Annotated in this window: 1 protein-coding gene and 1 pseudogene; both read left to right on the plus strand. The window is 72.7% G+C overall.

The genetic code is table 11. From position 1 onward, the window contains the following. Positions 1 to 6: 6 nt before the first annotated feature. Positions 7 to 11,454, plus strand: a pseudogene (locus QC283_RS19400) (SDR family NAD(P)-dependent oxidoreductase); the annotation flags it as partial. A 154-nt stretch (positions 11,455 to 11,608) separates the two neighbouring features. Continuing rightward, a complete protein-coding gene (locus tag QC283_RS19405; protein ID WP_279562834.1) occupies positions 11,609 to 13,636 on the plus strand; it encodes a HelD family protein in 2,028 nt (675 codons plus the stop codon). Positions 13,637 to 13,659 lie beyond the last annotated feature (23 nt).

Raw genomic sequence — 13,659 nt, forward strand, 5'->3', positions numbered from 1 at the left:
CAGAAACTCCGCGACTACCTCAAGCGGGCGACCGTCGACCTGCGGGAGAGCCGTCAGCGTGTGCGGGAACTGGAGGAGCGCGCACACGAGCCGATCGCCATCGTGGGCATGGCCTGCCGGCTCCCGGGCGGTGTCGCCTCCCCGGACGACCTGTGGGAACTGTTGCGCGCCGAACGCGACGCGGTCGGTCCCTTCCCGAAGGGCCGCGACTGGGACCTGGAGAACCTGTACCACCCCGACCCCGACCACCTCGGGACCTCGTACACCCGCGAAGGCGGCTTCCTGTACGGGGCGGACCGGTTCGACGCCGAGTTCTTCGGCATCAGCCCCCGCGAGGCGGCGGCGATGGATCCCCAGCAGCGGCTGCTCCTGGAGACGGCGTGGGAAGCCGTCGAGCACGCGGGCATCGACCCGACCGCGCTGCGGGGCACCCGTACCGGGGTGTACGCGGGCGTCATGTACGACGACTACGGCTCCCGGACTCCCCGCGCGCCCGAGGACTTCGAGGGTTACCTGCTGACCGGCAGCGCCGGCAGCATCGCGTCGGGCCGGCTGTCCTACACCTTCGGTCTGCAGGGGCCGGCGGTGACGGTCGACACCGCGTGCTCGTCCTCGCTGGTCGCGCTGCATCTTGCGGCTCAGTCGCTGCGCCAGGGCGAATGCTCCATGGCGTTGGCCGGCGGTGTCACGGTGATGGCGACACCGGGCACGTTCGTGGAGTTCTCCCGGCAGCGCGGGCTGTCGCCGGACGGACGCTGCAAGGCGTTCTCCTCGTCGGCGGACGGCACCGGCTGGGCCGAGGGCGTGGGCGTCCTGGTGCTGGAGCGGCTGTCGGACGCACAGCGCGACGGGCACCGGGTGCTGGCGGTGCTCCGCGGTTCCGCGATGAACCAGGACGGTGCGAGCAGCCAGCTGACCGCGCCGAACGGGCCCGCGCAGGAGCGGGTCATCCGGGCCGCGCTCGCCGACGCGCGGCTGTCGGCGTCCGAGGTGGACGCGGTGGAGGCGCACGGTACGGGTACGCGTCTGGGTGATCCCATCGAGGCGCAGGCGCTGCTGTCCGCCTACGGCCAGGCCCGTGGGGACGACAACCCGTTGTGGCTGGGTTCGGTCAAGTCGAACATCGGTCACACGCAGGCCGCGGCGGGTGTCGCGGGCGTGATCAAGATGGTCATGGCGATGCGAGAGGGCGTCATGCCCTCGACCTTGCACGTGGACGAGCCGACCCCCGAGGTCGACTGGTCGGCGGGCACCGTGAGACTGCTGACGCGGGCTCGGCCGTGGCCCGATCTCGACCGCCCGCGCCGGACGGGTGTGTCTTCGTTCGGGATCAGCGGGACCAACGCGCACGTGATCCTCGAAGAGGCGCCGCGCGACCGTGATGCTGCCGCACAGGAGCGGGAGCCGGGGCAGGAGCCGGGCCGGCCGGCTCTGCCGGCGCCGTGGTTGCTCTCTGCCAAGTCGGAGACCGCGCTGCGGGCCCAGGCGAGCCGACTGCTGGAATGGCTCGCCGAGCACCCCGAGGCCGAGGACGCCGACGTCGCTGCCGTCCTGATCACCGCGCGCGCTCAGCTGGGCCGGCGTGGTGCGGTGCTCGGCGCCGACCGGGCGGGTCTCCTCGCCGGCCTCACGGCCCTCGCCGCCGGTTCGGCGTCCCCGCACGCGGTGTCGGGTGCCGCCACCGTCGGCGAGACGGCCTTCCTGTTCACTGGCCAGGGCGCGCAGCGTATCGGTATGGGCGCGGGGTTGGCTGCGGCGTTCCCCGTCTTCGCCGCCGCCCTCGACGAGGTGTGCGCGGAACTCGATGCCCTGCTGGGGGTATCGCTGCGCGAGGTCATGTCCGGCGGGGCCGGCGGTGCCGGGAACGGCGTCGGCGACACCGAGCGCGCCGCCCTGCTGGACCGGACGGAATTCACGCAGCCCGCGCTGTTCGCGTTCGAGGTGGCCACGTACCGCCTTCTGGAGTCGTTCGGCGTGACCCCGGACGTGGTGGCCGGGCATTCGATCGGCGAGCTGGCCGCAGCCCACGTGGCCGGTGTGTGGTCGCTGCCGGACGCGTGCCGGCTCGTCGCCGCCCGCGGCCGGTTGATGGGGGCGCTGCCGGCCGGCGGCGCGATGCTCGCCGCCGCGGTGCCGGAGGCGCGGGCGCGGGAACTGCTCGCGGCCGGGACGGTTTCACTGGCGGCCGTGAACGCGCCTGAGGCGGTGGTGTTCTCGGGCGGGACGGCGGCGATCCTCGCGCTGGAGGACCGGCTGGCCGAAGAGTGGGTGAAGACCAAGCGGCTCACGGTCAGTCACGCCTTCCACTCGGCTCTGATGGAGCCGATGCTCGCCGAGTACGAGCAGGTCGCCGGATCGGTGGAGTACCGGACGCCACGCATCGGCGTGTGCTCCACGGTGTCCGGCGCGCCGGCCGGACCCGAACTGCTGACGCCGCAGTACTGGGTGCGGCAGGTGCGCGAGGCCGTGCGGTTCGCCCCCGCGGTGCGGTCACTCGCCGACGCCGGCGTGCGCCGGTTCGTCGAGGTGGGTCCGGACGCGGTGCTGGCGGCGCTGACCCGCCAGACACTCAGCGACGAGGAGACGTCCCGCTCGCTGGTCACGGCGGCGGCACGGCGCGGCATCGACGAGGCCGAACAGTTCCTGCGGCTGCTCGCCGCCGCCCACTGCTCGGGCGTCGGCGTCGACTGGGCTCCGCTGACATCGGACGGGCCGGCCGGCCACCTCGACCTGCCCGTCTACGCCTTCCAGCACCGCCGTTACTGGGTACAGCCCGACGACGACGCGCTCGGTGACATGAGCCGCGCCGGCCTCCACGCGCTCGATCATCCGATGCTGCGCGTCGCCGCGCCGCTCGCCGGACGCGACGAATGGCTGTTCAGCGGCCGGCTCTCCACCACCGACCAGCCGTGGATCGCCGACCACACGGCCTTCGGGACGGTGCTTCTGCCCGGCACCGGTTTCGTCGACCTCGCCCTGGCCGCGGGCCGCCGACTGGACCTGCCCGTCCTGGACGAACTCGTCCTGGCGACACCGCTGCTCTTCGACGGCACCGCTGCCGTGGACGTGCAGCTCTCGGTGAGCGAACCCGACCACACCGGCCGCCGACGCCTGTCGGTCCACTCGCGTGCCGTCACCGGCACCGCGCCGTCCCACCCGGGCGAGCCGGAGTGGACGCTCCACGCCACCGGCACCCTCGCCCCCGCTGACAGCGGAACACCGCACTGGACCGACCCCGACTGGCCGCCCGCCGACGGCACGCTGGTCGACGGGGCACGCCTGTACGACCGGCTCGCCGACCTGGGATTCGGCTACGGCCCGAGCTTCCAGGGCGTGCGCGCCGCCTGGACCGGTGGCGACGAGGTGTTCACCGAGGTGACCCTGGACGAGACGGCGGCGGGCCGGGTGGCGGGCTTCGGGGTGCATCCGGCGCTCTTGGACGCGGTCTTCCACGCCGCGATCGACGTGCTCGCCGAGGACCTGCCCGACGGCAGGCTGCCGCTTCCGTTCTCCTTCGGCGGTGTCCGCGTGTTCCGTCCCGGCGCCACCGCGGTCCGCGCCCGCGTCATCCGCTCGGGTCCCGAGAAGGTGCGCGTCGACGCCTGCGACGCCGGCGGCGCCGCGGTGCTGTCGATCGACGCCGTACTCGCCCGCCCCGCGGACGCGAGCGCGCTCGCCGGCGCCCGCAGCCCGCTCTACGCCTTCGACTGGACGCCGGTGACGGCGCCCGCGGCGCCGGACCGGCAAGTGGTCGCCCTGGGGCGGTCCGTCGCAGGCTGCGCCGAGACCTTCGAGGACGTCGCGGCGTTCGCGGCGGACGGTGGTCACACCGGCGCGGCCGTCGTCTGGTCGCCCGAGACGGTGCCGGCGGACGGCGACGACGTCCCCACAGCCATTCGCACGGCCGTGCACAGCGCCCTTGCGGTGCTGCGCGCCTGGCTCACCGAACCTGGCTGCGCCGACTCGACACTGGTCGTGCTGACCCGCAACGGGGCAGGTCTGCCCGGTGAGACGCCGGACCCCGCGGCAGCGGCCGTCCGCGGCCTGGTACGCAGTGCGCAGTCGGAGCACCCGGGACGCATCGTGAACGTCGACCTCGGCATCGACCCCGACGACGTCGCGGACCTGCGTCAACGGATCGTCGCCGCGGCCGCCACGGACGAACCACAGCTCGCGATCCGCGACGGCGCGACCGTGGCACCGCGGCTGGCGCGTGCGGCCACCGGCGAACCGGCCGGCGGACACTTCGGTGACGGCACGGTCCTGATCACCGGCGGCGCGGGCGGCCTGGGCGCCGTCACCGCACGCCACCTGGTCACCCGGCACGGGGTGCGCACCCTGTTGCTCGCCTCGCGCCGCGGCTCCGCCGCGCCGGGTGTCGAGGAGCTGGTCACCGAGCTGACCGCCCTGGGCGCCGACGTACGCGTCGCCGCGTGCGACGTCAGCGAGCGCGCCGAGGTCGCGGCGCTGCTGGAATCCGTACCCGCGCACGAACGGCTGACAGCCGTCGTGCACACCGCGGGCGTGTCCGACGACGGCACCGTCGAAACCCTGACCGCCGAGCAGGTGGACCGGGTGCTCGCCCCGAAGATCGACGCCGCCTGGCATCTGCACGAGCTGACCCGCGACATGGACCTGTCGGCGTTCGTGCTGTTCTCCTCCGCCGGGCCGCTGCTCGGCGGGCAGGGGCAGGGCAACTATGCGGCCGCCAACGCGGCGATGGACGCGCTCGTCCAGGTGCGCCGCAGCACCGGCCTGCCCGGGCACTCGCTGGCCTGGGGACTGTGGAAGCGCGGCATGGCCGAGGCGTTGAACGACGCGGGTGGCGAATATCTGGTGCGTCAGATCCGCACCCGTCTCGGTCTGTCCCCGATCGAGCCGGACACCGGCATGCACATGCTCGACAGCGCGTTGACCTCCGACGAACCGATGCTGATGACCGCGCTGCTCGACACGCCCGCCCTCACCGCGCTGGGCCGGCTCGGCACGCTGCCCGCGGTCCTGCGCGGCCTGATCCACGTACCGTCGCGCGGCCGGATCGCCGACAGTCCGTTGCGTCAGCGGTTGCTCGACGCCCCCGCCGAGCAGTGGGAGACGCTGATCCGCGATGAGGTCCGCGCGATAGCCGCCGCGGTCCTCGGCCACGAGTCGGCCGACGCCATCGCCCCCGAGGCACCGTTCACAGAACTGGGCTTCGACTCGCTCGGCGGAGTCGAGTTCCGCAACAAGGTGACCGCCGCCACCGGTGTCCAGCTCCCGTCCACGCTGGTGTTCGACTACCCGACCGCCGCCGCGGTCGCCGGCTTCCTGCTCACCCGGGTCGACGGTTCGGAGCCGGCGCGACCGCGCACCGCCCCGACCCGTGCCAGGTCCGCTGCCGGGGCCGACGAGCCGATCGCGATCGTCGGCATGAGCTGCCGGTATCCCGGCGGCGTCGAGAATCCCGACCAGCTCTGGGACCTGATCGACGGGCGCGTCGACGCGATCACCCCGATCCCGGGAGACCGCGGCTGGAACGTCGACCACCTGTACGACACCGACCCCGGCAAACCAGGCAAGATCTACACCCGGGAAGGCGGATTCCTGCACGCCGCGGGCGACTTCGACGCCGCCTTCTTCGGAATCGGCCCCCGCGAGGCGGCGGCGATGGACCCTCAGCAGCGGTTGCTTCTGGAGGCGTCCTGGGAAGCGCTCGAAGACGCCGGTATCGATGCAACCTCGCTGCGGGGCAGCGACACCGGGGTCTACGCGGGCGTCATGTACCAGGACTACGGCTACACGGCGCGCGAGGCCGCCGACGGCGCCGCGGAAGGCTATCTGGCGACCGGATCCGCCGGCAGCGTCGTCTCCGGCCGGGTGTCCTACGCCCTCGGTCTGGAAGGGCCCGCGGTGACGGTGGACACGGCGTGCTCGTCGTCGCTGGTGGCCCTGCACCTGGCGGTGCAGGCACTGCGCGCGGGGGAGACCTCGCTGGTCCTGGCCAGCGGAGTGACGGTCATGTCGACTCCGCTGCTGTTCCTGGAGTTCTCCAGGCAGCGGGCGCTGTCACCGGACGGGCGCTGCAAGGCGTTCTCGAGCGGTGCGGACGGTGTCTCGTGGGCCGAGGGCGTCGGCGTGCTCGCCCTCGAGCGGCTGTCCGACGCGCAGCGCAACGGACGCCCGGTACTGGCCGTGATCCGCGGCAGCGCCATCAACCAGGACGGTGCCAGCAACGGCCTGACCGCCCCCAACGGCCCCTCCCAGGAGCGGGTGATCGCCCAGGCACTGGCCAACGCAGGTCTGGCCGCGGCCGACGTGGACGCGGTCGAGGCACACGGCACCGGCACCACACTGGGCGACCCGATCGAGGCGCAGGCGCTGATCAACGCCTACGGACAGGGACGCACCGAGCCGCTGCGGATCGGTTCGCTGAAGTCGAACATCGGGCACACGCAGGCGGCGGCCGGAGTCGGCGGTGTGATCAAGATGGTGCAGGCGCTGCGGCACGAGGTGCTGCCGGCCACCTTGCATGTCGACGCACCGTCACCACACGTGGAGTGGGTGGCGGACGCGGTACGGATCCTGACCGACGCCGAGCCGTGGCCGACCGGGGAGCGGCCGCGCCGGGCGGGTGTGTCGTCGTTCGGGATCAGCGGGACCAACGCGCACGTGATCCTCGAAGAGGCGCCCGCGGCCTCGCCGCGGCCGGTCGGCGCACCGGGCCCGGCGGCCCTGCCGCTGCTGCTGTCCGCGCGGACGCCTGCCGCCCTGCGGGCCCAGGCGCGCCGCCTGCACGACACGCTACGCGAACGCCCCGAACTCGATCCGGCCGACGTCGCGGCGACGTTGGCGCTGCACCGCGCACAACTCGAGGAGCGCGCCGCGGTCGTGGGCCCGGACCGGGAGTCGCTGCTGGCGGCCCTGGCGCGCCTGGCGGCCGGCGAGCCGGGCCCGGGCATCGCCGACGGCGACGGCCGGACAGGTACGACAGCGTTCCTGTTCACCGGTCAGGGCGCGCAGCGGATCGGGATGGGCGCCGGACTGTACCAGGAGTTCCCGGCCTTCGCGGCGGCGCTCGACGAGGTGTGCACGGAACTCGACGCACACCTGGAGCATGCGCTGCGGGACGTGATGTTCGGCGCGAGCGGCGAGACCCTGCTCGATCGCACCGAGTACGCCCAGCCCGCGTTGTTCGCGTTCGAGGTGGCGATGTACCGCCTCTTCGAGTCGATGGGCGTGACACCGGACGTGGTGGCCGGGCATTCGATCGGCGAGCTGGCCGCAGCCCACGTGGCCGGTGTGTGGTCGCTGCCGGACGCGTGCCGGCTCGTCGCGGCCCGGGGCCGTTTGATGGGTGCGCTGCCGGCCGGCGGGAGCATGCTGGCCGCCGCGGTGCCGGAGGCGCGGGCCGCGGAGCTGCTGGCGGCGGTCAATACCGATCCGGCCGCCGCGGTCTCCCTGGCCGCGGTCAACTCCCCCGAAGCGGTGGTCTTCTCCGGAAACACCGACGCGGTGTCGGCACTGGAGTCGATGTTGGCGGCCGAGGGCGTCAGGACCAGCCGGCTGCGGGTGAGCCACGCGTTCCACTCCGCCTTGATGGATTCCATGCTGCCCGAGTTCGCGGAGATCGCTGCGGACCTGACGTACCACGAGCCGCGTATTCCTCTGTGCTCCACGGTTTCCGGAGCCTTCGCCGACGAACACCTGGGCACGCCCGAGTACTGGGTACGGCAGGTGCGCGAGGCGGTGCGCTTCGCCCCGGCCGTGCGGTCCCTCCTCCAATCGGGCGCCGGCCTCTTCGTCGAGCTGGGCCCCGACGCGGTGCTGACCACCATGGCCCGCGCCACGCTGGCGACTGACCCCGCACAGCGCGCGTCGGTCGTCGCGGGATCTCGTCGCACGGTTTCCGAACCCGAGCAGCTGGTCACCGCGCTGGCAACAGCGCACTGCGCGGGCCGGCCGGTGCGGTGGGCCGCCTACTTCGGAGCTCGACCGCAGGCACGGATCGCCTTGCCCACCTATCCCTTCCAGCACGAACGATTCTGGTTGCAGCCCGCGGAGACCGCTGCGCCGCTCGCCGGTGCCGACTCCGCCGACCATCCGCTGCTGCACGCCCGGATGCGGCTCGCCGGCACGGACGAGTGGCTGTTCACCGGCAGGCTCTCGCAGCGCGCGCACCCATGGCTCGCCGACCACACCGTCCTCGGCACGGTCGTGATGCCGGGCACCGGATTCGTGGAACTGGCACTGGCCGCCGGTGCCCGGCTCGGCGTTCCGCGCCTGGCGGAACTGGCGCTCGAGGCGCCGCTGATCCTCCCGGCCGAGGGCGGCGCGGACCTGCAGCTCTCCGTGGGCGAACCCGACGCCGACGGGCACCGGACCGTGGCCGTCCACGCCCGCGTCGCCGACACCTGGGTGCCGCAGGCCCGTGGCCTGCTCAGCCCCGCCACACCGGCCCCGGCACCGGGGTGGCCCCGGGTGTGGCCTCCGGTCGCGGCCGAACCGGTCGACGGGCCAGAGGTGTACCGCGTGCTCGGCGACCTCGGATTCGCTTACGGCCCGGCCTTCCGGGGGGTCCGCGCCGCGTGGTCGCGCGGGGAAGAGGTATTCGCCGACCTGGCACTCGACTCCGGCACCGCGGCGCGCGCCACCGCCTTCGGGCTGCACCCGGCACTGCTGGACGCGGTGTTCCACGCAGCCGTCGGCCCTCTCGCCGAAAGCGGGCCTGACGGCCGGGTGCCCCTGCCCTTCGCCTTCGAGGGTGTCCAGCTGGCACAGTCCGGCGCGGGTGCCCTGCGCGTCCGCATCGTCCGCACCGCGCCGAACACCTTCCGCGTGGACGCCGTCGACGCGACCGGTGCTCTCGTACTGAGCGCGGAGTCGGTGCGGGTCCGTCCGATCGAGCGGGCGGCACTGGCCCAACTGCGCGGCTCGGCGCCACTGTTCGACTTCGAATGGGTCACCGTGCCCGCCGCCCCCAAGGCGGACGCCCGGCGCATCGTCGTGCTCGGCGATCCCGCGACCGTCGATGCCCCCGAGCCTCCCCCCGGCTGCGCCGACCTGGCGGAACTCGCCGCGCTGCAGGAGGTTCCCCACACGGTGGTGTGGCAGGCGCCCCGCACAACCGCGGGCGGCGCGGCGGACGTACACGCCGGTGTGCTGACGACGCTCGCCCTCCTGCAGAGCTGGACCAGCGCCGAACACCCCGGCCGGCTCGCGATCGTGACGCGCCGGGCCGGCGGACTGCCTGGCGAGGAACCCGATCTGGTCGGGGCCGCCGTGGCCGGTCTGGTGCGCAGCGCCCAGTCGGAGCACCCGGGCCGGTTCCTGCTCATCGACCACGACGGTGACGCCCTGCCGATCGCGTCGCTTGCCGATGCCGTGGCCCAGGACGAACCGCACCTGGCCGTTCGCGATGGCCGGCTCCTGGCACCGCGCCTGCAGCCGCTGCCTGCGACCGAACCGGGCGTACCACCGTCGTTCGATCGCGGCACGGTCCTCATCACCGGCGGCACCGGGGGCATCGGGGCGATCGTCGCCCGGCATCTGGTCGCGGAGCGCGGCGCTCAACACCTGCTGTTGGCGTCGCGGCGCGGTCCGGCCGCGGACGGCGCCGACGAACTGGTCGCCGAGCTGACCGCTCTCGGTGCCCACGTCCGGGTCGTGGCGTGCGACGTCACCGAACGTGCCGCCGTCCAGGCTCTGTTGGCCGACATCGACACCGACGCCCCGCTGACCGCTGTCATCCACACGGCGGGCGTCCTGGACGACGGCACGCTCGACACCCTCACCACCGCGCAGACGACGCGGGTGCTGGCACCGAAGGTCGATGCGGCACTGCACCTGCACGAGCTGACCCGCGACCTGGATCTGTCGGCGTTCGTGCTGTTCTCGTCCGCGGCGCCGCTGCTCGGCGGACAAGGGCAGGGCAACTACGCCGCCGCGAACAGCGCGCTGGACGCGCTGGCGCGCGTGCGGCGCAGTGCGGGCCTGCCCGCACATTCACTGGCCTGGGGACTGTGGACCGTCGGCATGGCAGGGGTGCTCGGCGGGGACGGCGGCGATCAGTACGCCCGCCGGATCCGGACCAGGCTGGGCCTGGTCCCGATCGACCCGGAATCCGGCATGGCGCTGTTCGACAACGCACTCGCGATGGACCGCGCGACACCGATGACCGCACTGCTGGACACGGCGGCGCTCACCGACCTGGCGCGCGGCGGCACCCTGCCCGCGACGCTGCGCGGCATGATCCGGGTCCCCCCGGCCGCCGCGAGTACCGATGTCGGCCTGACGCGGCGATTGGCCGCACTGCCCGACGCAGACCGCGACGGCGTGATCCTGCGCGAGGTGCGCAACGTCACGGCGGCGGTCCTCGGCCACCGGTCGGGCGAGGCGATCGACCCACACGCGCTGTTCACCGAGCTCGGATTCGACTCCCTCGGCGCCGTCGAATTCCGCAACCGGCTCGGCCGACTGACCGGTCTGGAGCTGCCGTTGACGCTGATATTCGACCACCCAACCGCCGCCGACGTGGCGAAGCTCGTGCGATCGCGGATCGAGGAACCCGACACCGATGTGGTCGAGCACGAACCGGCCGGCGTGCGCGGCACGCTCACCGACCTGGTGTCGGCGGCACACCGCCGCGGTGAACTGGCAGCGGCGATGCCCCTGCTGATCGCGAGCTCGGCTCTGATGACCACGTACGCCGCCGGCGAGGCCGCCGGACGGCGTCCGGCCGCGGCGCAGCTCCTGGCGCGCGGCGCCGCGGCCCCGGCACTGGTCTGCGTCCCGTCGTTCCTGGCGGGATCGGGCCCTCACCAGTTCGCCCGTCTGGCCCGTGAGCTGGGCGGCGAGCGGCAGGTCAGTGCGCTGCGGCTGCCCGGGATGCGCGCAGGCGAGGACCTGCCGGCGACGTGGGAGGCGGCGATCGAGAGCCTCGCCGCGGCCGTCGCACCGGAACTCGAGCGAGGCCCGGTGGCACTCATCGGCTATTCGGCAGGAGGTGCGGTCGCCCATGCGGTCGCCCGGCGGATCGAAGACGACGGCGGCGAACTCGCGGGCCTCGCGATGATCGACACCTACTCCCCCGACGAGCACGAACCGACCCGCCGCGTCCTCACCGACGCGCTGGGGCAGATCCTGTCCCGGGACAACGCACTGACCCCCGTCGACGACCACAGCCTGGTCTCCATGGGCGGCTACGTGCGGATCTACCCCGAGCGCGGGGCCGAGCGGATCGCCGCTCCGACACTGAACCTGCGGGCCACCGTGACGCTGAGCAGCTTCGGCGACGTCGACCCCGTCCCCGATTGGCAACACCGTGGACCGGCCGAGTACATCGAGGCAGATCACTTCTCCATCATCGAGGATCAGGCGGCAGAGACCGCCGCGCGCCTTGGGCCCTGGCTCGATTCACTCAAGAGCCATTCCGTCCGGCATTTCGATATACGGAGCAGCGGAATGCGCGACACGTAAATATGGTCAGCCATAGAGGCATAGCCCCAACAGGCAAGTCAAGACTTACCTTTAGGGAGCTTTGACCGTATGGTGTGGCTCGAATCGAAGGAGCTTCTTGTTGTTGAAAACGAATGATTCTGCCGTGCGTGCGGTTGCGTCGGAGCGGAATTATGTGTCCTCGTTGTACGAGTTGCTCACCGAGCGGCTTGCCGAGGCGCGAGTAAATCGAGCGCGTGTGCTGAAGGCCCCGACGGACAGCGTCGGTGAGGCATACGAGAGAGAAGTCGCCGCCGAGCGTCTTTCCAAGGAAATCGGCCGGCTGGAGGGCGCAGAGAAGGGGCTGGTCTTCGGGCGCATCGACTGGACGGATGGCACGGCCCTGCGCATCGGGCGGATCGGACTGCAGACCGAGGAGGACGACCTGCCGCTGCTCGTGGACTGGCGCGCGAACGCGGCGCGGCCCTTCTACGAGGCGACACCGGTCCACCCGATGGATTTGCGGCGGCGCCGGCACCTGCGCCTCGAGGACCGCACCGTCGTCTCGGTGAGCGACGAGCTGCTGGACGGGACCGTCCCGACCGACGAGGACGTCGTGGGGGACGGCCCGTTGACCGAGGCTCTGTCGGCACGGCGTACGGGCAGGATGAACGCGGCCGTCGCGACGCTGCAGGCCGAGCAGGACGAGATCGTCCGCTCCGCCCACCGCGGGGTGACCGTGGTGCAGGGCGGGCCCGGCACCGGCAAGACGGTGGTCGCCCTGCACCGGGCGGCCTATGTCCTGTACGCGTTCCCGCGCGCCGCGGAGGAGGGCGTCCTGGTGGTGGGCCCGAACGCCCGGTTCCTCGACTACATCTCCCAGGTCCTTCCCTCGCTCGGAGAGAACGACGTCGTTCTGGCGACCTGCCAGGAACTGGCCGCAGTGCCCACGGACGTGGCGGACCCGTTCGACACGGCACGTCTCAAGGGCAGTTCCGACCTCGCCGACGCCCTGGCCGCCCTGCTGCGCGGCCACCAAGCCCCCGCCGGTGACTTCACCGTGCGGGTAGGACAGGAACTGGTCCACCTCTCCGAGAAGGAAGTCGCCACGGCACGCGACGCCGCCGTGGCAGCCGCACCGGGGCACAACCCCGCGCGCCAGGTGTTCAAAGAGCTCCTGGCCGACGCCGTCACCGACGCGATGCGACGAGACATGGGCGACCTCCTGGAGCAGATCGACGCCGACGCCGAAAGGATGACGGGCCTGAACCTCGACCGGTTCACGGGAGCCGCCCAGCGCCGTGCCGAAGGCGCGGCCGACCCGGGCCCGGCCCACGAGCTGGACCTGGACGCCATCCGAGCCGACCTCCTCGACGACGCCGGCGTCGACCGGGCGGTCGAGGAGCTGTGGCCGCGGCTGGTACCCGGTGACCTGGTGAATGCGCTCCTGACGAACGCCGGCGCTCTCGCCGAGCACCTGCCTGGCGTGAGCGCGCAGGAGCGGGCCCTTCTGCTGCGCGGTCCGGACGACCCGTGGACCGATGCCGATGTGGCGTTGCTGGACGAGGCGGCGAGCCTGGTCGAGGGTCCTCCCGAGCGGACGTACGGGCACGTCGTCGTCGACGAGGCGCAGGAACTGACCGCCATGCAGTGGCGGATGATCGTCCGCCGCTGCCCGGCGAGGGCGATGACGCTGGTGGGTGACTTCGCCCAGGCAGGCCCGGCCGCGACAGCACGCGACTGGCAGGAAGCACTGCGCCCCCACGTCGGACCGCGGTTCAAACTGCACAACCTGACCGTCAGCTACCGCACCACGCGGGAGATCCTGGAGAGCGTCCAGGACCTGCTCACGCGGATCGCTCCGGACCAGAAGCCCACACGGTCACTGCGAAGCGGTGAGAGCCCTCGCACCGTGACCACACCCCCGGACGGGGCGGTCACCGCCGTCATTCAGGAACTCCGCGCCCAGAGCACCGCGCACCCGGGCGAGCTTCTGGGGGTGATCTGCGCGGACACCAGGGTGGGCGAACTGACGGCCCAGGGCGTCGCTCACCACGCACGCATCGTGCCGGCGTCCGAAGCGCGCGGCCTGGAATTCGACGGGGTCGTCGTCTTGAACCCCGAGGAAATCAACACGGCCCGCACCGGCGGGGAAAGGGACTTGTACGTAGCCCTGACCCGGGCCACCAAACGCCTTTGCACCATCACCGCCCAGCCCGCCTGACGATTCCGCGCCCGCGGTGCCGG

Source organism: Streptomyces sp. DH41, assembly GCF_029813785.1.
Taxonomy (GTDB): Bacteria; Actinomycetota; Actinomycetes; order Streptomycetales; family Streptomycetaceae; genus Streptomyces.